This window comes from Clostridia bacterium (assembly GCA_017410375.1).
Lineage (GTDB): Bacteria > Bacillota > Clostridia > RGIG6154 > RGIG6154 > RGIG6154.
Map to the genome: position 1 here is coordinate 1 of JAFQQW010000050.1, position 23,281 is coordinate 23,281.

Here is a 23,281-nt window from a genome sequence, read left to right on the forward strand (position 1 = left end):
TGATAGGTCGGAGGTGGAAGTGTGGTAACACATGTAGCTGACCGATACTAATAGGTCGAGGGCTTAACCAACACAGAGTTAGATTTGTGTGCAGCAAGGAACGTAAGTAACGTTTCATCAGTGTCATTATTAGTTATCCGGTGGTAATAGCAAGGAGGTCCCACCTGTTCCCATTCCGAACACAGAAGTTAAGCTCCTTAGCGGTTATGATACTTGGCTGGAGACGGCCCGGGAAAGCGACACATCGCCGGAACAATTTAATACAAAAAGAACTCAACTTACGTTGGGTTCTTTTTTTCATTGCAAAAAAACAAAAACTGTGGTAAACTGTTAGTAGATTAACATTTTTTCCTGGGTTGACAAAAGTCGAATTGTGTCGAAAATATAAAATTTATACTGATAATTAGATATGGAAAGGATAATATTTTAATGATTCTTATTCGTGGAATAAAAGGCGAAACTTACGCTCGAAAAATAGAAAAAGGGATTGTTGATTGTAGGGATATTCTGTCCGCATTATTGAAGCCACCAGTTACTGGTTATGAATACTCGGATTATTATGAAAAAAATTTGGTTAAAGCATTGACTAATTTCACAAAAAAAGATGCTAAAGAACTTCATTCGCCTCAATTTTTATATTCTATATTAATTGATTATTTTATTCCACATATTTACCTGACATATTTTCATGTTTTGAACGAGCGTTCGTTAGAATGGTTGGACAAGTTTGATGATGATTATCAGTTTATTGCATTAAATGTCAAACTTGATAGAAATACTCACACTATGATTGGAAATGAATTTTTCGGTGCTAAAATGTCATATGTGGATAGTATTAGTACGCTTAGTCAAGATGGTTTTAAAGACTTTCATGCGGCCTGCATGTGTTCAATAGAAAATTTATTTACAAATATAGAGGATATGTTGATACCTCTTCAGATTTACAACACATTATCTTTTGCACTTTTATGTAGAGAGCAAGATGAAAAATTCACAGATATAGAAAATGAATTTAGACTAATAGCATATGACTGCCCTAGAATACAAAATGGAATTATGCAACAAAAAACTAGAGAGGTGACTGTTTTAGGAAAGTCTGGTATTGAATATAAAGGTGTGTTAAACGCAGGAAAAAATTCTTTTCTTAAAAGCAATCTTTGTGTATTGAAGGATCCCTATAAGTTATTGTATGATATTCTTATTGAAGAGCAAGGAATGGTTACTTTAAATAGTCAATTTAAGTCTATTAATATACGTGATATTGCTGATGAGTATGTATATTTGGGTGGGAAAATAGATTGCAAAAACTATATTGAAAAAATGGTTAACTGTCGACCGAAAGATATTTATGTAGATAAAACTGTAATTCGGAAGTATAAAAAAAGCGACATTCCAGATGCTAAATTTGCACCTAGTTATCAAAAAGTGGAATATTAGACAAAGTTTAATTACTTGTATTTTGATTATAATAGTTTGCCGATTTATAATATTTACATATACTATCGGATGCGAGAAAATCCAGTATTCTCGCGGGTTCTAAGGAAAAGTGTTTAAGAAAAATACAGTGAAAAAATCAGGAAAAAATAGTAGGTCCTTTTATTCACTGTTCTCCTGACTTGACACGAGTAAAATTCTTGTCGAATAAGGTTGAATGATGTTGAAAGGAGTAGTTTTATGAAAAAAATTCTAGCGATTGTAATGTTCTTGATATGTGCTTTGATTTTTGTGTCATGTGGAGTAAAATCTACAGAAGAATATGACTTGTATTGTTATGAAATCAATAAAATAATCAAAGATATTGATTTTGACAATGGTAATATTACTGACGGGAAAATTGTTTTATATAATGACGGTTCAGAAGTGTTTAATCAAGATTATGAAAACTTTAATAGTGATTTTAACATAAAATATATCCGCAAAGAAGATAGTAAAATATTTTTTGTATTAAATGCATCTGTTGATGATGACGAGGGTATTGTGTTTGTTAATGATGATACAAATGGTTTAATGGATGGACTTGGTTCTTTGGAAAGAATAAATGGAAATTCTTATAAATATAAAACATTCAAATAAGACAACATTGAATCACATTTTACTTGTGTCAAGTCCATACAATTTAAAAGATTCGTTTGCCGATTTTGATATTTACATAACAGGATCGACCTGCAGAGTTAGGATTGAAATGGAATTAAAACAATAAGGGGAGGACATTAAGATTAAACTGATTATTGCGGAAAAGCCGTCGCTGGCACGAAACATTGCGGCGAGCTTGGGAAACTTAAAAAGAGCCGACGGTTTTATGTACGGCGATGAATATATTATAACCTGGGTGTTTGGGCACTTGTTTTCACTGCGGGATGTGGATTATTATGCGCCGAATCCCGATGGAAGTGCACGTTGGACCAACGAAAACTTACCATGTTTTCCTGAAGAATTCGCGTTTGAACTGAAAAAAGACCCGATATCCAAAAAGGTAGATAATGGCGTGCAAAAGCAGTTTGAAACCATCAAGGCTTTGATTCACAGAGACGATGTGGATATGATTATCAACGCAGGGGACGCTGACCGTGAGGGTGAAATTATTGTGCGTACCTGTGTGCGTGAAGCCCTGATGGAGGGCAAAAGCTTTAAGCGATTGTGGCTTCCCGACCAGACGCCCGAAACCATCCGTGCGGGCTTAGAGGAAATGAAAGACGAAACCGACTACGAAAATCTTGCCAACGAGGGGTATGCCAGAACGTATATTGACTGGTTGTACGGCGTAAACTTAACCCGTTATGCCACCTTGAAAAACGGAAAGCTTCTGCGTGTGGGCAGAGTGATTGTGCCTATTGTGAAAGCCATTTACGAGCGAGATATGGCAATCAAAAATTTCAAAAGCGATATATACTATGCAGTGGTGAGCAAAGCCGAAACCAACGGGGAAGAGGTAGAGCTTGTCAGCAAAGAGCAGTTCGATAAAAACGAACTGGCAAAGGCACAGGCACTTTGCGACAAATACAATCAGGCAGAAGCGATTGTCGTTTCCAAAAAGAAGAAAAAAGACACCATGAAGCCGGGCAAGCTGTTTTCACTCACAAAGCTGCAGAATGTTTTGGGTAAAAAGCACAAAATGAGCATGGAGAAGAGCTTGAAAATTGTGCAGGATTTGTACGAAAAGGGGTATCTGACCTATCCCAGAACCAACTCCGAGTACCTTGCCACCGCCGAAAAGGGTAAGATTAAAACCATTTTGGAGGCGGTTTCCAAAATCGGGTATCCGGTTAAATTCAAGGATGGAAAAAACATCTTTGATGACTCTAAAATCGAGTCGCACTCGGCTTTGACACCCACCTATAAAATTCCGAAAAAGACAGACCTCTCGGACGAGGAGTTTATTGTGTATTCCACCGTTATGCGTCGGTTTGTGGCGGTGTTCTGCAGTATGGATTGTGTGGTGGAAAAAACAGAAATTACCATTGATGTGGGTGGCTTTGAGCAGTTTACCTTAAAGGGAAATGTCATCGTAGAGCCGGGCTGGACCAAGTATGACGATTACTCCAAAAAAGATAAAGTTTTGCCTTTGCTTGAAAAAGGCGACAAGGTCAACACGGCGTTCTCGCCTGTGGAAAAAGAGACACAACCGCCTAAGCATTATACCATTGAAACGCTGAACAATTATCTCAAAAACCCTTTCCGTGAGGATAAAAAGAAAGCGGACGAGGAAAACGACGAGGAAGAATACAAGGCGATTTTTGAAGGTCTGGAGCTTGGTACTGAGGCAACCCGTACGGGGATTATCGACAACGCCAAGCGAAGCGGATATATTGAACTTAAAAAGGATGTATACAAAATTCTGCCCGACGGCATAAACTTAGTGGAATCTTTGGACAGAATGCGTATCAATATGGACAAATACAAGACTGCCGAAGTCGGCAAGGCGCTTAAAAAAGTGTTCCGCGGAGAATTTTCGGTGGACGACAGTCTTGCCATTGCAAAAAAGGAAATCGGCGAGGTGTTTGTAAAAAGAAACGAACCGCCCGAAATAGATACCGATGACGGTTTTGTCGGGGATGAGGTGGGAGATTGCCCCCTTTGCGGTGAAATGGTGCGCCGTACAGGTTTTGGTTACGGTTGTACCGGCTTTAAAGAGCGCGGCTGTAAGTTTTCGGTCAGTAATGTGATTTGCGGACGTGTTATCTCCTTGCAGAACGCAAAAAAACTTCTGGAAACGGGAAAAACTTATAAAATTCAGGGGTTTGTTTCGCAAAAGACGGGCAAAAGCTTTGACGGCTACTTAAAGCTTGAAAACGGCAGAGCTGTGTTTGATTTTAATGATTAATTGTAATAAAAAATTTATAAATTGTAAAAAAGCGCCCAAAAGGTGCTTTTTTATGCTTTTGAAATTGACATTTAAAAAGCAGGGTGATATACTAAAACTGATTTTAAACAAAAAGGAGCATGGCTATGGGACGTTTATTTGATGAACATGCAAAACGAAAGGTACAAAGCCTTGACGGTGCATGGAAATTTCGTTTGGATAAAGAAAATATTGGCGAAAAAGAAGGCTGGCAAGAGGGTCTTGAAAATGCCGAGACGGTGCTTGTTCCTTCAGTGTGGAATACAAAGCAGGGTCTTTTGACGTATGAAGGCGTTGCGTGGTATGAAAAAAGCTTTTATACCCGGGGCGGAACAATGCGCTTTTGTTTTGGTGCGGTGATGACGGTTGCTGATGTGTGGCTGGACGGCGAATATTTAGGCAATCACTACGGTGGTTTTTGTCAGTTTGATTTTATCAAAACAGACGTTAAAGCAGGTGTGCACAGACTTACGGTGCGTGTGGATAACCGTTTTGATGAACAGTCTGTTCCGCAGGTGCATGTGGACTGGTATAATTACGGCGGTATCACCAGAAGTGTAACGGCAGAAACCTTAGAAGGTATCTGTATCTTAAGCAGCAAATTAGATTACACTTTATCCGAAGACATGAAAAACGCAACCTGCGACTTCACCTTAAACCTTTACAATGCAAGTGGCGTACAGGAATGCTCTGCACTTAACGTATCGTTAGGCGAAAACACAGTATATAATAGTGAAGTGTGCTTAGACGGGAATGCTGAAAAAGTACTGAAAATTCCTGCATTTGAAGCAGAAAATGTCAAGCTCTGGGACGAGGGCGTTCCCAATCTTTATACCGTTTCCATGCAAACCAAAACAGACGATTTGTTTGACCGTGTGGGCTTTAGAAAAATCTGGACGAAAAACGAAAAAATATATTTAAACGGAAAAGAATTGCAAATCCGTGGTGTAAACAGACACGAAGAACATCCCGAATTCGGTTTCGCATTCCCGCCCGCGCTCATGAAAAGAGATATTGATTTAGCACTCGAAATGGGTTGTAATGCGTTCCGTGGTTCGCATTATCCGAATGCGCAGGAATTTTTGGATTTCTTAGACGAAAACGGTGTTTTGTTCTGGAGCGAAATTCCTATCTGGGGCTGTGGCTTTTCGGAAGAAGCTTTAGCAGACCCCGTTGTGGTTGAGCGCGGTCTTAACATGCACAAGGAAATGGTTAAGCATTATTTTAACCATCCTTCCATTGTGTTCTGGGGTATGCATAACGAAATTCAGTCCAACAAACCGGCAGGCTTTGAAATGACCAAGACTTACCAAAAATTCTTAAGGGAAAACGGCGGTAACCGTTTAATTGTTTTTGCATCCAACCATGCGTTAAATGACATCAGCTATGAATTCACAGATGTTATTTGTATCAATGCATACTTGGGATGGTACAGCGATTCCGTGGAGGATTGGGGTAATTTTATTGAAGAACTGGTTGCTTACCGTAATGAACTGGGCTTTTCGGACAAACCGATTCTGATGGGTGAATTTGGTGCAGCTGCTATTTACGGTTGGCACGATGACGAAAATATTCTGTGGAGTGAAGAGTATCAGGCAAAGCTTATATCCTATTGCTTAGAGCTGTTTCATAAAACACCTGCAATGGCCGGCACATTTATCTGGCAGTTTTGCGACATCCGAACCAGTAAAGATATGGGCTTAAATCGTGCCAGAAGCTTTAACAACAAGGGTCTTTTAAACGAATACCGCAAGCCAAAGCTTGCATACCGTGCAGCGAAAAATCTGTATCTACAGTTTAAAGCGGAGATGGAAAAATGAGAGTCGGCATTAATTTATATGGTGGGTTCCCTTACGAACAGGTGATAGAGGCTTTCAAAGAAAACGGCATTGACCATACCTTTGTTTGCATTGAGCATCCGCAGTTTGAAGCGGTTATGCAGGCATTGCAGGAAGCAAAAATCAAGGTGGATAGTTTTCATGCCCCCTATAAAAAGCAAAACCTTATATGGACAGAAGGGGATACGGGTGAAGAAATGCTCGCTATTTTCTTAAAAAGCATAGATTACTGCGTGCAATACGGTGTAAAAACCATGGTCATGCATGTTTCAAACGGCAGACCCATGCCCGAAATTTCCGAAACCGGCGTCAGACGGTTTGATAAGCTTATGTCTTATGCCAAAGGGAAAGGAATTACGGTTGCTTTTGAAAGCCATCGTTACTTAGAGAATGTGAAGTTTATGATGGAGCGGTATCCCGAGGCAGGCTTTTGCTTAGACACTGCGCATGAGCACGCATTCACCCCGGGGCTTAAGTATATGCCTTTTTGGGGACACAGATTGGTGGCAACCCATATAAGTGATAATGATTGCCTTTGTGATAAGGATATGCACATGCTTCCCTTTGACGGCATCATTGACTGGGAAACCACCGCAAAAGAGATTGCAGAATGCGGAAGAGATGTCACCTTAATGCTTGAAATCAAGCCCGGGAACCATGAAAAATATAAAGATTTATCTGCAAAGGAATACTATGCAGAGGCAACGAAGCGGGTGAAAAAGCTTTCAGAACTTGTGGATTCTGCCCGGTAAGCAGAATAGATGTTATGCTCAAAAGAAGAATAAGTGAATAATCGAAAAAGTTGTTCTACCGCATCGTCACAACAAGACCTTTTTATTCGCCGTACTTCTTGTACGGCTCTTTTTTCGGTCTGTTGTTCCTTTTTTGTGAAAAATTTTCTTGGAAATGCTTTTTACGAGCGCTCACTACGTTTGCATTTTTTGTCATTCTGAACGAAGTGAAGAATCCCATACATAGATGTACTTTTGCTTGCAACACCCAAAATTGCCTGCTCTCATGAGGCGCAAGTTTGGGTGTGGCGCACGGATTTGACAAAACAGTCTGCCGAACCTTTTTCAGCCCCTTTTTGGGAATAAACGTCGCGTTACAGGGAACAAACGTCTATTGACAGAGCTGTTTCGTGTATGCTAAAATATGGGTAAAGGGGTGATTGTATGAAAAAGCGAATTGCATTTGTTTTGGCTTGTCTACTTTGCTTTATGGTTTTTGCACCTGTTACGCGTGGCATGAGTCATTGGGCAAAGGATGAGATAAAAAAAGCAGAAAGCGCCGGACTTTTAGATGTAGAAAAGACATACGCGTATCAAAAGCCGATTACCCGTGAAGCATTTTGCGATTTGCTGTATGCCTACGTCTGCAAAACAAGTTATTTTACAGATGTAAGCAATGGGGATTTGCCGTGGTCGCCTAAAATGCCTTTTTCCGACACTGGGAATTATCGTGTGCACGAATTACATGACCATGATTTTGTAACAGGGAAAAGCGAAACCGCGTTTTGCCCCGATGACTTTTTAACCCGTGGAGAAGCGGCAACGCTTATCATCCGTGCTGTTTCGCGCACCATGCCCGATGTGCAGGTGGAGAAAGAGGTCTCTTATGCAGATATAGATGATGTTTCGGCGTGGGAACGGTACTATATACTGTTTGCCGGCGGTATAGGGCTTATGCACGGCGTTGGCAATAACCGTTTTGCACCAAAGGAGAATATTACCACACAAGAGGCGATTCTTTTAATCTACCGTCTGTACGAACGCTATAAAAAGGAAAAATGCACAACCGATACAACTCCTGACATTTTAGTAGAGTATGGTATTGTGGATGTCGAGGATTTTGCAAAGCAAGGCAATATAACCGTTTTGGAAGCGCTTTCAACACTGGATAAGGCAGAGGGTGCAAGTTTATCCGTTAATATTAAGGATTGGTATGTAGGGGACAGCCTTGCGCACATGGATGACTTGTCAGATGATGACAAAAAAATGTTGCTTCGCTTGAGAGATTCGGTTGTTACCTATAAAGAATTACCCGAACTGGATTTGGATGCAGAAATCACCAATTACCAGGCACTTTTGTATGTACTCCGTTTAATTGTGGACGCGCATGGCTGTATCGGGCCCTGGATTGACACTGTAAGTACAGATGTTACTTATGTGTTTGATAAGGCAAAAGGCGAGTTCCTAATTGAAAGCAACGATACATCTAAAGCAAATGAACCCATTTCAAGACAGGATTTTTATGCCATTGTGCATAAAGCTTTATACAATGTACATGGTGCAGGTGGTTATGCAGGTGGCACTGTCCGTCTGATTGACTATCATATTGAAAAGGCAAATAGACCTCCAAAACCGGAAGCACCTCCGGAAGAATATATTGAGATAAAAACGGATGTTCATGCGGATGCTGATTTGAATTACACCTGGAGCTTACCGGATGCATATAGCTTTATTGAAACGGATGAATACTGGACAAATTATGCTTTTATTTTAAAGGACGGTACCGAAGATTGGATACAAACAAGTACAGGTACCGATACAAGGATTGACGCAGAATTCCTGATTGAAAGTCTGTTGGCGGAGAAAACGGGCAATTGGGATAAAATGCGTATGACTTACTACACACCTGAAGATCAAGTGCATCGGTATTATGTGGATGTGGACATTTCAAACGTCCGCATAGAAGAAGCGGGTACAGCCCCAAAACCCGGAAAATATATCCGCTTTAAAGATTCCTGGTGTGCCAAGGAAATTACCCTGGCAAAGGGCGAAAAATATGATACGGATTGCTATTATGTTCTGGTGGACATTGAATCTGTATACCGAAAGCCGGAGTTTAACCGGGTGATTCGGGAATGCTTCAAACCGACAGATGCATCTGATACATTTATTGCACCCACAAACCGTAGCTTTGGTGTGTCGGTTATGGAAGAAGTGCGATTGCAAAAGGTAACGGTCAGCGGAAACGGGAAAGATGGCTTTTTGCTTACCGCAACTCCTTGGTCGGAAAATACATTTATTGTAGAGGAATCAGAACAAAAGAAAACGTATTAAGAAAAAACGGATGCATAAGCGTCCGTTTTTGGTTTCAAAGAAATGGGCAGAAAAACGCGGAAAAATAGGCAAAAACGGAGAAAAGGAAAGAATTGGTAAAAGAGGTTTACATATTTTTGCAAAAAAGTTGTAAAAGTGCAAAAAAACGTCGAAAAAGGTTGACAATACCCTAAAAAGGTAGTATAATTGCAATCAAGTTTAGCACAGAAAGTATTTTGACAATTACGGAGGGCATCTGATGACACAAATTAATAGTGCAGTTGAGAATATGCAGTTGAAAATTAAGGAAATTCGTACTTTGTTTGGCATCTCCGTTACTAAGTTTTCGATTATGATGGGTGTAACGCGACAAACAATTTATAACATCGAAAATTTTAAAACCAAGTTGGCACAGGTTCAGTTTTTGGCAGTTTGTACACTTTTAGACAATTTGCTGGATAACCATCCCGACAAAGAAAAGGCGCTGATTGCAATTTGGGAACGTGACTTTAAAAAAGTGCAGAAAAAACATGTAAGCAGAATTAAATGGTTCTGAAAAATTTTAGTGGCTTGCTTTATGCAAGCCCTTTTTATTTTATACTTGAAAAGTCTTTTAAAATATGTTATACTGAATCGAAAGAAAAAACGGAGGTCGGTCAATGGGTGCGCTAATCCTTTCTCCGCGACTGGAATGCGTTGCGGATTTTGTTTCAAATAAGACTGTTGCGGACATCGGTACCGACCACGGTAAGCTTTTAATTGCCCTTGCGCAAAATGGAAAGCTTAAAAAGGGCATCGGCTCGGATGTGGCAGAGGGTCCTGCTTCTGCGTGTCGCAGTAATGTTTTGTCTTTCGGATTTTCGGATATAATCGAAATTCGTGTAGGGGACGGTTTGAAAACACTTGTTCCCGGCGAAGCGGAAACGGTTGTGATTGCCGGTATGGGCGGTGAGCTGATTGCCAAAATTCTCGGCGCTTGCCCCGAAACAGTAAGAAGCGCCAAAGAGTTTGTCTTACAACCCATGACCAACACAGATAAGTTTCTTGCGCTCCTTCCCAAATTGGGGATAAAAGTCACCGACGGCTGTCTTGCAAAAGAAGGGGATAAGCTGTATCGCATATTTAAGTGCATGCCCGGAAAATCCGAACTTACACCGTTTGAAACGGTGATTTGTCCCGTTTTTAAAAATGACCCGTTGCTTTCGTTGTTGCTTGCGCAGGAACTGAGCAAAGCGCAAAAGAAGCTTTCGGGACTGCAAAACGGAAAAAACGATGCAAAGGCAGAATGTGATGCCTTGCGTGCATTGATAAAGGAATTGGAAAATTATGAAACTAACTGAAATCTTAGAAATTTTAGAAGCCTTTGCGCCTGCTGAAACCGCAGAAGAGTGGGACAACGTAGGTTTACTGATTGACAGAGAGGGCGACGAAATTCAAAAAATACTGGTGTGCTTAGACTTTACGGCAGATGTACTGGAGCAGGCAATAGAGGGTGGCTTTCAGATGATTGTAACCCATCACCCCGTTATTTTTAAACCTCTTTCAAAGCTTAACAACCCGACGCTTTTAAAGGCGATACGCAAAAACATCTGTGTATACTCGGGTCACACCAATATCGATGTGGCAGCAGGTGGTGTAAACGACGTGCTGGCACAAAAATTAGAGCTTGTAAATGTGACGGCAGACGGTATTTTGCGTGTTGGTGAATTGAAAGAACCCCTTTCCGAAACCGAATTTGCAAAACACGTTTGTAAAATGTTGGATGTGCCTGCAGTGCGCACCGTACCTTTGAAAAAACAAATCAAAAAGGTAGGACTTGTGGGTGGCGCCGGCGGTGACTTTTTGGAAAACGCAAAGCTTTTAAATTGTGATGCGTATGTTACAGGTGAGGTTTCCTACCACACCGCGCAGGCAGCAGAAAATATGGATTTGTTTTTGGTTTGTGCAGGGCATTTTGAAACCGAAGCACCTGTTGCAGAGGCGTTAACAAAGCTTTTGAATCAAAAATTAACCGATGCAAAAGCGGAATGTGCCGTATTGCAAAATCCGTTTTTGGTTACAACTGAATAAGACTGAATATGAGCAGGTCAGACGATCGCGGGTACAAAGCCGAAAGGCTGTACATGAGGAAAGTCCGGGCTCCGCAGGGCAGGGTGCCGGGTAACTCCCGGTAGAGGCGACTCTCAGGATAGTGCAACAGAAAATAAACCGCTGTATTTTATACAGTAAGGGTGGAATAGTGAGGTAAGAGCTCACTGGGAAGCAGGTAACTGCTTCTTTCGTGTAAACCCCACTTGGAGCAACACCGCATTAAGAAGAATACATTGGCCCGATGCTTCTTGGGTAGGTGGCTTGAGCGGTGCAGAGATGCATCGCCTAGATAGATGATCGTTTAATACAGAACCCGGCTTACAGATCGGCTCATTTTCATATATCATAAAACCCACCTTGAACGGTGGGTTTTATGTCTTGACAAACCTTTTAAAAAGAGGTATAATAAATTATTATTATAGTTTAAAGGAGAGTTTTTTATGGAACAGAACGAATTGCAGATATTGCGTCACACAGCATCCCATGTTCTGGCTCAGGCTGTACTGCGTCTATATCCCGGAACAAAATTAGGTATTGGTCCTGCCATTGACACAGGATTTTATTATGATTTTGATACCGAGACTCCTTTGACCCAGGAAGATTTGGAAAAAATCGAAGCGGAAATGAAGAAGATTGCCAAGGAAAATCTTAAAATTGAAAGATTTGAATTGCCCCGCGATGAAGCGTTGGAATTGATGAAAGACCAGCCCTATAAGGTAGAGCTTATTGAAAACCTGCCTGAGGGTGAGCCGATTTCATTCTATAAACAAGGTGAATTCACCGATCTTTGTGTAGGTCCGCACTTGGGCTACACCGCAAAGGTTAAGGCGTTTAAGTTGCTTTCTGTAACCGGTGCATACTGGAGAGGCGATGAAAAGAACAAGATGCTCCAGCGTATTTACGCAACCGCATTCCAGTCCAAAGACGAGCTGAATGCACATTTAGAGCAGTTGGAAGAAGCAAAAAAGAGAGACCACAACAAATTAGGTCGCGAACTGCATCTTTTTACAACCGTAGATTCTGTCGGTCAGGGTCTGCCTATCCTGTTGCCTAAGGGTGCAAAAATGATTCAGATTCTGCAGAGATTTGTAGAAGACACCGAAGCAAAGCTCGGCTGGCAGATGACCAAAACTCCGCTGATGGCGAAAAGTGACCTTTACAAAATTTCGGGTCACTGGGATCATTATAAAGACGGTATGTTTGTAATGGGCGACGAAGAAACCGATAAGGAAGTATTTGCGCTCCGTCCCATGACTTGTCCGTTCCAGTATCAGGCATATTTGAACGAAATGCGAAGCTATAGAGATTTGCCCCTCCGTTACAGTGAAACCTCAACCCTTTTCCGTAACGAAGCATCGGGCGAAATGCACGGTCTTATCCGTGTTCGTCAGTTCACCATTTCGGAAGGTCATTTGATGTGCCGTCCTGACCAGTTGGAGGACGAATTCAAGCGTTGCTTGGAACTTACCACCTATATGCTTAAAACCTTGGGTCTTTATGAAGATGTATCCTACAGATTCTCTCAGTGGGATCCTGAGGACCGTGGAAAATATATCGGTACCGAAGAACAGTGGGATGAAGCACAGGGTATCATGAAAAATATCCTAGACAAGCTTGAAATCCCGTATGTAATCGGTGTTGGCGAAGCGGCATTCTATGGCCCGAAGCTGGATATCCAGATTCGCAACGTATTCGGTAAGGAAGATACCTTAATTACCATTCAGATTGACCAGATGCTGGCTGAAAAGTTCGGTATGGAATACATGGATGCAGACGGTACCAAGAAGAACCCCTATATCATCCACAGAACCTCTATCGGTTGCTACGAAAGAACTCTTGCATTGCTGATTGAGAAGTATGCAGGTGCGTTCCCGTCCTGGATGGCGCCTGTACAGGTAAAGGTTATCCCGATTTCCGAAAAGCATGCAGACTATGCAGAGCAGGTAAGCAAAGCTTTAAAGGACAAAGGATTCCGCGTAGAAACCGATTACAGAAACGAAAAAATCGGCTACAAGATTCGCTCGGCGCGTATGGAAAAAGTACCTTACATGCTGGTTATGGGCGATAAGGAAATTGAAGAGGGCAAGGTATGCGTGCGTACCCGCGGTGTAGAAGAAACCGAAACCATGACGGTTGAGGAATTTGCCGCAAAGCTGGATGCAGAACAAATCAACAAAGTATACAGATAATTAAAAAAGGTTTCCCAATCGGGAAACCTTTTTTGGTACAAACGTCGCGTTTTGGGGAACAAACGTCTATTGCAATTTATTTCAGCGTATGTTATAATAAAAATACAGAAAAACAAGGAGGGATTTATATGAAAAGATTTATTGCATTGTTGGTGGCACTTATGATGCTGTTTTCGGTAACCGCAGGTGCGGCACCTGCATTTTTGTCAGAGCTGTACACCAATTACACAAGCAACGCTTCCATAACCTTTAAGCTTGAAAATGTGGACGGCTTGATGAATGTGCTGGAAGAGGCAGGCGTGCTAGAAGAGATAGAAAAACATGTGGATATCAGAAGCCTTTTGTCTGACTTTACCTATGGGGGAAGCACGACAGCGAAAGTGGATATTTCAAACGACTTTAAAACGGTTAAAATGCATACCGCGTCGGATGTAAATCTTGCTGTTTCGCTGAATCCGAATATGAGTGCAAACGCAAATTTAAAAGCTCAGAGCTGGATAATGCTTGATATTTCGGATGCAGAAAATCCTGTTTTTAAAGTGATTCAGAAATCACCCATACATAACAAATATGAGTATGTAGACATCGCGGCACAGTTCTCGCAGGAGGATAAGCAGGCAATGGTGCTGGCTTTGAGCACGGTATTGGACAAAGATTTTCTTACCGGTCTTGTTGCAAAGGGCGCAGCGCTTTTGGAAAAATACGCGACAATTGACTTAACCGATTCCGAATGCGTTATCCGCATTGACGATGCAGGTATAAAAGCAATTGTGGCTGAGGTTTTGAATTTGCTCGCAGTACAGCTTGGTGCGGATGTGGAAACACAAATGGAAATTCAAGAGTTCCTGGATGAATTTAAAGAAATGGACTTCCGCATTTTAGGTGAGGACGGAATTGTGTGCAAGTACAGCTTAGAAAACGGAAAGCCTAAGGATGTATATGAAGCAATAGATATTTCACTGGATCTTACTGAGCTTGCAGGAACAGAATCACCGTTTACACTGGACATACAGATTGAGGGAAATGGTACCATTTCCGATATCGGCACGACGGTTGTGGAATTTCCTGAACTGACCGAAGAAAATTCTTTTGACGGTACAATTCTCTATGAAGCATACGAGGATTACGAAATTTATGAGGAAGAAAAAGAGTATCCCATCTGGAATCTGGATAACTATACAGAGTATCTGCCTGTTGTAAACGGTGAGGTATATGCACCATTCCGCCAGATTATGAAGGAAGCCTTTGAAGAAAATGTACAGATTGGGTATGACAACGGTGTGATTACCGCTGCCTGCGATTACTTCCCAAGCTATAAGGAAGTAAAGTTCACGGTTGGCGAAAACACGGTATACACCGATGGCATTGCACATACCATTTCGGGTCCTGCTGTGATTGAAAACGGCGTAACCTACGTTTCTAAATCCTTTATCGAAGAAATCTTAGGCTGGGATTATTTCTATGCAGAATACAATCTGATCGAAAAAGTGTACAGATACGATATTTACACAAATAGTTATTAAGCTTAAAAGTCTCCCCAAGGGAGACTTCAGACTGTCGAAAAAGTCGTTCTACCGCAAACAAAGAACTTTTTGTCATTCTGAGCAAAGCGAAGAATCTCTGGGTTGAACAGATGTTGAATGGAGCGGAATCCATCGAGGATTCCGCTCCATTGTTTGCTTTTTGCCAATTTGAACTCTACCGTACCTTTGTACGCCGACGAATTCAAATTGACAAAATATAACTTCCTTTTTCTTAAGTCTACAGCGTGTCGATAGGTTTATCGACACGCTGAAGTCTCCCAAAGGGAGACTTTTTTGTTTGTAAAAACACTTGAAAAGGATTTCAATTTATGGTATACTAAAGTGATTAAGTTTGAAAGGTGAAGGACATGGAAAAAGTCAGATTACAAAAGGTGATTGCAGAAGCCGGTTTAGCCTCACGCCGTAAAGCGGAAGAATGGATTGAAGCAGGTCAGGTCAAGGTGAACGGCAAGGTGGCACATCTTGGTGAAAAGGTTGACCCCGAAACAGATGAAATCTATTGCCGCGGTGAAAAAGTCAAGGCAGTTACCAAAAAATATTATATTATGCTCTACAAGCCCGAGGGTTGTGTAACCACCGTGCAGGATGAGTTTGACAGACCCACCGTTATGGAATATGTAAAAGACGTGCCTGCACGTCTGTATCCCGTGGGAAGGCTTGACTATAATACCGAAGGCTTGTTGCTCTTTACCAATGACGGGGACTTTGCCAACGGCATTACCCATCCCAAAAATAAAATCCAAAAGACTTATCTTGCCCATGTCAAGGGTGGAGAATTTACCAAAGAACAACTGGCACAGCTGAAAAAAGGCGTAAAGCTTGAGGATGGCATGACACAGCCTGCAAAGGTAAGAGTAGACACCATCTATAACAACGGCACAACGCTTGTGGAAATCTCTATTACAGAGGGCAGAAACCGTCAGGTGCGTCGTATGATGGAAGCGGTGGGGCATCCGGTGCTTGCTTTAAAGCGTATCAGCATCGGTGAGGTACATTTGGGGAACTTGCCCTACGGAAAATGGCGACATATGAACCCTAATGAAATAAATTCTTTAAAAAGTAAATAAAAAAGAGGAAAAAAGAATTTTTTGCAGAATAATAGAAATAAGCGGTAATTTGGGACTTTTTTCAAATTCTGCTTACATAAAATGTTAAATTTGCTGAAAAAATTCGGGTTGCTTCGGGATTTTTTCGGCCTTTATGTGTTTTAAAATGCTGTTACTGCGTTGCAGTAGAAACGGAGGAAGAAAATGGCAGAAAAAAGTAAGATTGAACTGCTTCGTTCCATCAAGGCAAAAGCGAAGAAGACAGACGGAACTGAGCAGAAGCAGGCAGGAAAGCTTACTGCAAGACAGAGAATTGCGGAGCTTTTCGACGAAGGCACATTCGTGGAAGTTGGCGCGTTGGTTCGTGCTAAAACTGCAAACATTGCAGATGCTCTGGATGCTTCTACCGAAGGTGTAATCACCGGTTACGGCTCTGTAGACGGCAGACTGGTGTTTGCGTATGCACAGGATGCAACTGTTTTAAACGGTGCAGTAAGTGTAATGCACGCAAAGAAGATTGTACGTATTATGGAAATGGCAAAAAAAGCAGGCGCAGTACTGATTGGCATTGCTGATTGTGGCGGCGGTGTGCTGGAAGAAGGCATTGAGCTTTTGGAAGCATACGGCGACATCATGACCAAGGCTATGGAAATCAGAAGCTCTGTTCCGCAGATTACCGTAGTTGCAGGCTACTGCACAGGTATCTCTGCAATGATTGCTCAAATCAGTGATATTGTGATCATGGCGGACAAGGGTGCAAAGATGTACCTGCAGGCAGGTCAGTGCTTTGGTATTACCGACGAAAGCTTTGGCGATGCAAAGTCTGCATTAAAAGACGGTACTGCACATTTAATCGCAGATACCGATAAAGATGCATTGGCTCTGGCAAAGGATGTTTTGGCATTTTTACCGGACAACCTCTTAACCGAAGCTTTTGTAGAAGTTAACGAAGATGATGTAAACCGTGGCTGTGCAGTTGCTGCGGCTATGGCTGAAAGCAATGTATATGATGCAAAGGCAGTTTTAGCTGACATTGCAGACGCAGGTTCTTTCTTAGAACTTAAGAGCGAATATGCAAAAGAAGCGGTTATCGGCTTTGCACGCATGGACGGTAAAGCAGTTGGTATGGTTGCCAACAACCCCGAAGTGAACGAGGGTGCACTTACCGCTGAATCCATGGCTAAAATGGAAGAATTTGTAAATGCATGTGATGGGTTGAATATTCCGGTTGTGACTTTGGTAAATACCAAGGGCTACGAATTCAAGCCCGAAAATGCAAAGGCAATTATCGATGGTGCAGTTTCCTTAAATGCTGTTTATAAGAGTGCAGGCGTGCCGAAGATAACCGTCATTGCAGGTAAAGCTTACGGCAGTGCGTACCTTACCATGGGTAACGGTGCACTGGGCTCGGATGTGGCGTTTGCGCTCCCGAATGCAGAAATTTCGGTCATCAATCCTGCAGGTGGTGCGGATATCTTCTTTGCAGATACCATCAAGGGTGCAAAGGATCCTTATACAGGCAGAAAAATGGCAGAAGACAAGTACAGAGATGTTTACAACAATCCGTATGTTGCAGCGGCAAAGGGATTGGTTGATGATGTGGTAGATCCTGCAGAGCTTCGTCCGATCTTGGTTACAACCTTAGATATGCTTGCCTCTAAGATGGATATGGAATAAGCTTTGAAACGGAGGAATAGTTTATGGAATTAACTTTTGCAGAAAGAGCATCCCATATGTTTACCGGTACGGTTATCGGTATTTTAACAGTTTTTGCTATTCTGATTTTCCTTTGGGGACTTTTGGTTGTCATGAAGCTTATTTTCGACCGTCAGCCTAAACCGAAAAAGGTAGAGGAAACAAAAACTGAAGCTGTAGCACAAACATCTGCTCCGCAGAATGATACACAGTTGATTGCAGTTTTGACTGCCGCGGTTGCATGCATGCTGGAAGCACAAGGTGCCCCTGCCACAAGCTTTAAAATCAAATCTTTCAGAAGAACAAACTAATTTTAAGTTAAGAAAGGAATTTTAGTCATGAGAAAATTTATGATAAATGTAAATGGTACTTCCTATGAAGTAGAAGTAGAAGAAATCGGCGGTGCTACAGCATCTGCTCCTGTAGCAGCAGCTCCTGCAGCAGCACCCGCAGCAGCTCCTGCGCCTGCAGCAGCACCTGCAGGCGGTACAAAAGTAAATGCCCCCATGCCCGGCACCATTGCTGACGTAAAGGTAGCAGTTGGCGACACCGTTACCAAGGGTCAGGTTCTGGTTCTTTTGGAAGCTATGAAAATGGAAAACGAAATCATGGCTCCTGCTGACGGCAAAGTAACCGCAGTGCTTGCAAATAAAGGCGCATCTGTAAACACAGGCGACGCATTGGTGGTTTTAGGCTAATTTACATGTAAAGGAATGAGAAAATAAATGATAGATGCTATTCAGAATTTTTTAAGTAGCACCGGTTTCTCTGCAATTTCATTGCAACAGATTGTCATGATTCTGGTATCCTTTTTATTGCTTTATCTTGCAATTGTAAAAGAATACGAACCGTTGTTGCTTTTATCCATTGCTTTCGGTATGCTTCTGGCAAATTTGCCGTTGGCAGGTCTTGGCTCCAATGACGAAGGTGGCTTGCTGTACTATCTGTACAGAGGTGTAAAGATGGGTATTTACCCACCCCTGATTTTCTTAGGTGTTGGTGCGATGACCGACTTTGGTCCCCTGATTGCAAATCCTAAAAGCATTCTTCTTGGTGCGGCATCACAGATTGGTATCTTTATTACCTTTATCGGTGCACTGTTCTTAGGGATGATTCCGGGTATTGATTTTGGTGTAAAAGAAGCGGCTTCCATCGGTATCATCGGTGGTGCAGACGGTCCTACAGCTATTTTTGTAACATCTAAGCTGGCACCGCATTTGCTTGGACCTATCGCGGTTGCGGCATATTCGTATATGGCGCTGGTTCCGATTATCCAGCCGCCTATTATGAAAGCGCTGACCACCAAAAAGGAAAGAGCAATTGTTATGGAACAGCTCCGTCCCGTAAGCAAAACCGAAAAAATCATTTTCCCGATTGCTATTACCGTAATCGTGTCTTTGATTTTGCCGGATGCGGCATCCTTGGTAGGTATGCTGATGCTTGGTAACCTCATGAAAGAATCGGGGGTTGTGGACAGACTTTCCAAAACCGCCCAGAACGAATTGATGAACATTGTAACCATCTTCTTGGGTATCACCGTTGGTGCTACTGCTTCGGGCGATGTGTTCTTAAAGCCGGATACATTAGGTATTTTAGTGCTCGGCCTTGTTGCATTCAGTATTAGTACTGCTTGTGGTACCTTGTTCGGTAAGCTGATGTGCAAGCTTTCGGGCGGTAAAATCAATCCGCTTATCGGTTCTGCAGGTGTATCTGCCGTTCCTATGGCAGCACGTGTATCGCAAAAGGTTGGTCAGGAAGAAAATCCGTCCAACTTCCTGCTCATGCATGCTATGGGTCCGAACGTAGCCGGTGTTATCGGTTCTGCCGTTGCGGCAGGTGTATTCATGGCGCTGTACGGCGGTATGTAATTTAAATGGAGGTAAATGAAAATGGCAAATAAAGTTGGTATTACAGAGACCATATTAAGAGACGCACATCAGTCGCTGATTGCTACCCGTATGACCACCGAAGAAATGTTGCCCATTATCGAAAAAATGGACAAAATCGGTTATCATTCTTTAGAAGCATGGGGCGGTGCAACCTTTGATTCCTGCCTGCGTTTCTTAAATGAAGATCCCTGGGAAAGATTAAGAAAAATTAAAGACAAAGCAAAAAACACCCCTCTGCAGATGTTGTTCCGCGGTCAGAATATCTTAGGCTACCGCCATTATGCAGATGATGTGGTTGAATATTTTGTACAGAAGTCTGTGGCAAACGGTATCGACATCATCCGTATCTTTGATGCGCTTAACGATGTTCGCAACTTGGAAACTGCCATCAAGGCTTGTAAAAAAGAAAAGGGTCATGTACAGGGCACCGTTTGCTACACCATCAGCCCTGTGCACAACATTGAATCCTTTGTAACTTTAGCAAAACAGTTGGAAAACATTGGTGCAGACTCCATCTGCGTAAAGGATATGGCAGGCTTGCTCACACCTTATGTGGCATATGACTTGATTTCTGCATTGAAGAAGAATGTTAAAATCCCGATTCAGTTGCATACCCATTATACCGCAGGCGTTGCTTCTATGACCTACCTTAAGGCAATTGAAGCAGGGGTAGACGTGGTAGATACTGCTCTTTCGCCCTTCTCTATGGGTACTTCTCAGCCTGCAACCGAACCCTTGGTTGCTACACTTCAGGGTACACAGTATGACACAGGCTTGAAATTGGCTGCACTTTCTGATTTGGCAGATTACTTTAAACCCTTGCGTGAAAAATACTTAGCAAGCGGAACTCTTAACCCGAAAGTTATGGGTGTTGACATCAATACACTTTTGTATCAGGTTCCCGGCGGAATGCTTTCTAACCTTGTTTCTCAGCTTAAGGAACAGGGCAAGGAAGACAAGTTTGATGAAGTGTTAAAAGAAGTTCCGCGTGTGCGCGAAGACTTCGGTTTCCCGCCCCTCGTTACCCCTTCCAGCCAGATTGTTGGTACCCAGGCAGTATTAAACGTATTGATGGGCGAGCGCTATAAGATGATTTCCAAAGAATCCAAGGCAATCGTTCGCGGGGAATACGGTAAAACTCCGGTAGACATTAAGCCGGAAATCGTAGAAAAAATCATCGGTAATGAAGAAAGAATTACTTGCCGTCCTGCAGATAAAATTAATCCCGAGCTTAAGAGACTGCGTGACGAAATCAAGGAATACATCCAGCAGGATGAAGATGTGCTGACTTATGCTCTGTTTGAACAGGTTGCACTCAAATTCTTTGAAAACCGCAAGGCTAAGACTTTGAAAACCGATCCGAACTTAAAAGATACACAGCAGAAAACCCATCCGGTTTTGTAAAAGCATTTAATAGCGGGTGCAAGAAATTTTTCTTGCACCCTGCTTTGCCGTAAGTGTGCAAATTCCAAATGTTGTAAAAAGAGAGGCTTTTACCGTGAATAACGATAATTTGTTAACCGTAATTGAAGAATCCTATAAGTCCTACAGTAAAGGACAAAAGAAAATTGCAGATTTTATCTTAAATCAGTATGACAAAGCGGCATTTATGACCGCATCCAAGCTTGGCAAAGAGGTTGGGGTCAGCGAATCGACCGTTGTGCGTTTTTCCAACGTGCTCGGCTATGAAGGCTATCCCGAATTGCAGGCGGCATTGGGCGAAATTGTAAAAAACCGTCTGACTTCCTTGCAGAGAATCGAAATCGCCCACGACAAAATGGCAAACGAAGACATTTTGTCCAAGGTTATCAACTCGGATATCAGCAAAATGCGTTCCACTCTGGAAAACATCGACAAAAAGGCGTTTGACAGAGCTGTAGAAGAAATTATGAACGCAAAAAAGCTTTATATATTAGGGGTGCGCTCCGCATCCGCCATTTCCGGCTTTATCGGATTTTATTTCAACCTGCTTTTCCCGGATGTGCGTATTGTAAACACTTCCTCAGCAAGCGAAATGTTTGAACAGATTCTGCGTGTGGGAGAGGGCGATGTGGTCATCGGCGTAAGCTTTCCCCGTTATTCCAGACGAACCATTAAGGTGCTCGAATACGCAAAGCGCAAGGGCGCAACGGTTATCGGTATTACCGATACAGAGCAGTCTCCCATCGCAGAGCGCTCGGACATCGCGCTGTTTGCCAAAACAGATATGGTGTCTTTTGTAGACTCTCTGGTGGCACCTTTAAGTCTTGTCAATGCCCTGATTGTTGCCATTGGCGTACGCAAAAAAGAGGAAATTACCAACACATTGGGCGAATTAGAGCAAATCTGGGCAGAATACAATGTGTATAATCAGGAGAACTAAATGAAAAAGTATGATGCAATCGTCATCGGTGCCGGACCTGCCGGTATGATGGCGGCAGGCAGAGCAGCAGAGCTGGGACTTTCGGTTTTGTTGCTTGAAAAAAACAATCTGCCGGGCAGAAAACTGCGGATTACAGGCAAGGGCAGATGTAATATCACCAATAACGCAGACATTTCTGAATTTTTTCAGAATATTCCGCGCAATCCTAAATTTTTATACAGCGCACTTTACAATTTTACCGGGCAGGATGCCATTTCGTTTTTTGAGGCGTTTGGTGTACCTTGTAAGGTAGAGCGAGGACAAAGAGTTTTCCCGGTTTCCGACCGGGCGCATGATGTGGCAGAAGCTCTTTTTCGCTATGTAAAAAGTGGAAAGTGTGATTATGTGCAATGCAAAGTAAAAGATATTTTGTATGACGAAGGAAAGGTTACGGGTGTTCTGACCGACAAAGGCAAGTTTGATTGTAATTTTGCGGTGGTTGCCACCGGCGGTAAATCCTATCCTTTAACCGGCTCGACCGGAGACGGCTATCGTTTTGCGCAAAAAGTAGGACACACCATTGTAGAGCCAAAAGGCGCATTGGTACCTATGGAATCCAAAGATACCGCCTGCAAAGCTTTACAGGGATTGACACTTAAAAATGTAGCGGTTACCTTGCAGGACGGGCAGGGCAAAAAGCTTGGCGAAGAATTTGGCGAAATGCTGTTTGCTCATTTCGGTGTGACAGGTCCCGTGATTTTGTCTTTAAGCTCGTTTGTGCCCCAAAGTGAGAGTTGGAAAATTGTGATTGACCTAAAGCCCGCACTTTCTGCAGAACAGCTGGACGCAAGGGTATTGCGGGATTTTGCTAAATTTTCCAACAAACAGCTTATCAATGCTTTGCAGGAGCTGTTGCCGAAAAAGATGATTCCGGCGGTTTTGCAAAAGGCGGAATTGGATGAAAGAAAGCCCGTACACAGTGTAACGAAAGAAGAACGAATAAAGCTGATTACAGTGCTCAAAAGCTTTGAAATAGAGTGCTATAAACTTCGTCCCATTGATGAGGCGATTATCACCTCGGGCGGTGTTTCGGTGAAAGAAGTCAATCCGTCCACCATGGAATCCAAAAAGGTACAGGGACTGTATTTTGTGGGCGAGGTTTTGGATGTGGACGCTTTTACGGGCGGATTTAATTTACAAATTGCTTATGCCACCGCACGGCTTTGCGGAGAGAGCATGGCAGAGAAAAAAGAGGAGTTTTGATT

The 23,281-nt window shown here is 42.4% G+C and carries 19 protein-coding genes, 2 rRNA genes and 1 other RNA gene; all 22 read left to right on the forward strand.

Annotated elements, in window-relative coordinates; genetic code table 11:
* Nucleotides 1-71, forward strand: a 23S ribosomal RNA gene (locus tag IJE10_06825); the annotation flags it as partial.
* Nucleotides 72-136: 65 nt separating this feature from the next.
* A 5S ribosomal RNA gene (rrf, locus tag IJE10_06830) occupies nt 137-253 on the forward strand.
* 176 nt (nt 254-429) lie between these two features.
* Nucleotides 430-1,437 carry a hypothetical protein gene (locus IJE10_06835; protein ID MBQ2967813.1) on the forward strand — a complete coding sequence of 336 codons (1,008 nt, stop codon included), beginning with the start codon at nt 430-432 and terminating at the stop codon, nt 1,435-1,437.
* Between the two features lie 237 nt (nt 1,438-1,674).
* Entirely contained in the window at nt 1,675-2,073 is a 399-nt protein-coding gene (locus tag IJE10_06840) for a hypothetical protein (protein MBQ2967814.1), read from the forward strand.
* Nucleotides 2,074-2,299: 226 nt separating this feature from the next.
* Nucleotides 2,300-4,321 (forward strand): topoisomerase C-terminal repeat-containing protein, encoded by a 2,022-nt coding sequence (locus IJE10_06845; protein ID MBQ2967815.1) that lies wholly within the window; start codon nt 2,300-2,302, stop codon nt 4,319-4,321.
* A gap of 125 nt (nt 4,322-4,446) precedes the next feature.
* Nucleotides 4,447-6,159 (forward strand): beta-glucuronidase, encoded by a 1,713-nt coding sequence (locus IJE10_06850; GenBank protein MBQ2967816.1) that lies wholly within the window; start codon nt 4,447-4,449, stop codon nt 6,157-6,159.
* Complete coding sequence (locus IJE10_06855) at nt 6,156-6,929, forward strand: sugar phosphate isomerase/epimerase (protein MBQ2967817.1); 774 nt, start codon at nt 6,156-6,158, stop codon at nt 6,927-6,929. The genes IJE10_06850 and IJE10_06855 overlap by 4 nt, the downstream gene beginning before the upstream one ends.
* 423 nt (nt 6,930-7,352) lie before the next feature.
* Nucleotides 7,353-9,242: an S-layer homology domain-containing protein gene (locus IJE10_06860; GenBank protein ID MBQ2967818.1), complete on the forward strand. Its 1,890-nt coding sequence runs from the start codon at nt 7,353-7,355 to the stop codon at nt 9,240-9,242.
* Between the two features lie 238 nt (nt 9,243-9,480).
* Nucleotides 9,481-9,777: a helix-turn-helix transcriptional regulator gene (locus IJE10_06865; GenBank protein MBQ2967819.1), complete on the forward strand. Its 297-nt coding sequence runs from the start codon at nt 9,481-9,483 to the stop codon at nt 9,775-9,777.
* Between the two features lie 103 nt (nt 9,778-9,880).
* Nucleotides 9,881-10,561, forward strand: a complete 681-nt coding sequence (locus IJE10_06870; protein ID MBQ2967820.1) for an SAM-dependent methyltransferase — start codon at nt 9,881-9,883, stop codon at nt 10,559-10,561.
* A complete protein-coding gene (locus IJE10_06875; protein ID MBQ2967821.1) occupies nt 10,548-11,291 on the forward strand; it encodes a Nif3-like dinuclear metal center hexameric protein in 744 nt (247 codons plus the stop codon). The genes IJE10_06870 and IJE10_06875 overlap by 14 nt, the downstream gene beginning before the upstream one ends.
* Before the next feature lie 9 nt (nt 11,292-11,300).
* Nucleotides 11,301-11,649, forward strand: an RNA gene (rnpB, locus tag IJE10_06880) — RNase P RNA component class A.
* A 103-nt stretch (nt 11,650-11,752) separates the two neighbouring features.
* On the forward strand, nt 11,753-13,501 hold the full coding sequence (gene thrS / locus IJE10_06885) for a threonine--tRNA ligase (protein ID MBQ2967822.1): 1,749 nt from the start codon (nt 11,753-11,755) through the stop codon (nt 13,499-13,501).
* Between the two features lie 128 nt (nt 13,502-13,629).
* Nucleotides 13,630-15,024, forward strand: a complete 1,395-nt coding sequence (locus IJE10_06890; protein ID MBQ2967823.1) for a hypothetical protein — start codon at nt 13,630-13,632, stop codon at nt 15,022-15,024.
* Nucleotides 15,025-15,392: 368 nt separating this feature from the next.
* Nucleotides 15,393-16,112 carry an rRNA pseudouridine synthase gene (locus IJE10_06895; GenBank protein MBQ2967824.1) on the forward strand — a complete coding sequence of 240 codons (720 nt, stop codon included), beginning with the start codon at nt 15,393-15,395 and terminating at the stop codon, nt 16,110-16,112.
* Between the two features lie 183 nt (nt 16,113-16,295).
* Entirely contained in the window at nt 16,296-17,768 is a 1,473-nt protein-coding gene (locus tag IJE10_06900) for a methylmalonyl-CoA carboxyltransferase (protein ID MBQ2967825.1), read from the forward strand.
* Nucleotides 17,769-17,791: 23 nt separating this feature from the next.
* Nucleotides 17,792-18,097, forward strand: a complete 306-nt coding sequence (locus IJE10_06905) for an OadG family protein (GenBank protein ID MBQ2967826.1) — start codon at nt 17,792-17,794, stop codon at nt 18,095-18,097.
* 27 nt (nt 18,098-18,124) lie between these two features.
* Nucleotides 18,125-18,484 (forward strand): biotin/lipoyl-binding protein, encoded by a 360-nt coding sequence (locus tag IJE10_06910; GenBank protein MBQ2967827.1) that lies wholly within the window; start codon nt 18,125-18,127, stop codon nt 18,482-18,484.
* Nucleotides 18,485-18,511: 27 nt separating this feature from the next.
* Nucleotides 18,512-19,654, forward strand: a complete 1,143-nt coding sequence (locus IJE10_06915; protein ID MBQ2967828.1) for a sodium ion-translocating decarboxylase subunit beta — start codon at nt 18,512-18,514, stop codon at nt 19,652-19,654.
* A 21-nt stretch (nt 19,655-19,675) separates the two neighbouring features.
* A complete protein-coding gene (locus tag IJE10_06920) occupies nt 19,676-21,079 on the forward strand; it encodes an oxaloacetate decarboxylase subunit alpha (protein ID MBQ2967829.1) in 1,404 nt (467 codons plus the stop codon).
* Nucleotides 21,080-21,173: 94 nt separating this feature from the next.
* Entirely contained in the window at nt 21,174-22,037 is an 864-nt protein-coding gene (locus tag IJE10_06925) for a MurR/RpiR family transcriptional regulator (GenBank protein MBQ2967830.1), read from the forward strand.
* Nucleotides 22,038-23,279, forward strand: a complete 1,242-nt coding sequence (locus IJE10_06930; protein MBQ2967831.1) for an NAD(P)/FAD-dependent oxidoreductase — start codon at nt 22,038-22,040, stop codon at nt 23,277-23,279.
* Nucleotides 23,280-23,281 lie beyond the last annotated feature (2 nt).

Coding starts and splice junctions, on each gene's coding strand:
- IJE10_06835 (MBQ2967813.1), top strand. CDS start 430: ATGATTCTTATTCGTGGAATAAAAGGCGAAACTTACGCTCGAAAAATA.
- IJE10_06840 (MBQ2967814.1), top strand. CDS start 1,675: ATGAAAAAAATTCTAGCGATTGTAATGTTCTTGATATGTGCTTTGATT.
- IJE10_06845 (MBQ2967815.1), top strand. CDS start 2,300: ATGTACGGCGATGAATATATTATAACCTGGGTGTTTGGGCACTTGTTT.
- IJE10_06850 (MBQ2967816.1), top strand. CDS start 4,447: ATGGGACGTTTATTTGATGAACATGCAAAACGAAAGGTACAAAGCCTT.
- IJE10_06855 (MBQ2967817.1), top strand. CDS start 6,156: ATGAGAGTCGGCATTAATTTATATGGTGGGTTCCCTTACGAACAGGTG.
- IJE10_06860 (MBQ2967818.1), top strand. CDS start 7,353: ATGAAAAAGCGAATTGCATTTGTTTTGGCTTGTCTACTTTGCTTTATG.
- IJE10_06865 (MBQ2967819.1), top strand. CDS start 9,481: ATGACACAAATTAATAGTGCAGTTGAGAATATGCAGTTGAAAATTAAG.
- IJE10_06870 (MBQ2967820.1), top strand. CDS start 9,881: ATGGGTGCGCTAATCCTTTCTCCGCGACTGGAATGCGTTGCGGATTTT.
- IJE10_06875 (MBQ2967821.1), top strand. CDS start 10,548: ATGAAACTAACTGAAATCTTAGAAATTTTAGAAGCCTTTGCGCCTGCT.
- thrS (MBQ2967822.1), top strand. CDS start 11,753: ATGGAACAGAACGAATTGCAGATATTGCGTCACACAGCATCCCATGTT.
- IJE10_06890 (MBQ2967823.1), top strand. CDS start 13,630: ATGAAAAGATTTATTGCATTGTTGGTGGCACTTATGATGCTGTTTTCG.
- IJE10_06895 (MBQ2967824.1), top strand. CDS start 15,393: ATGGAAAAAGTCAGATTACAAAAGGTGATTGCAGAAGCCGGTTTAGCC.
- IJE10_06900 (MBQ2967825.1), top strand. CDS start 16,296: ATGGCAGAAAAAAGTAAGATTGAACTGCTTCGTTCCATCAAGGCAAAA.
- IJE10_06905 (MBQ2967826.1), top strand. CDS start 17,792: ATGGAATTAACTTTTGCAGAAAGAGCATCCCATATGTTTACCGGTACG.
- IJE10_06910 (MBQ2967827.1), top strand. CDS start 18,125: ATGAGAAAATTTATGATAAATGTAAATGGTACTTCCTATGAAGTAGAA.
- IJE10_06915 (MBQ2967828.1), top strand. CDS start 18,512: ATGATAGATGCTATTCAGAATTTTTTAAGTAGCACCGGTTTCTCTGCA.
- IJE10_06920 (MBQ2967829.1), top strand. CDS start 19,676: ATGGCAAATAAAGTTGGTATTACAGAGACCATATTAAGAGACGCACAT.
- IJE10_06930 (MBQ2967831.1), top strand. CDS start 22,038: ATGAAAAAGTATGATGCAATCGTCATCGGTGCCGGACCTGCCGGTATG.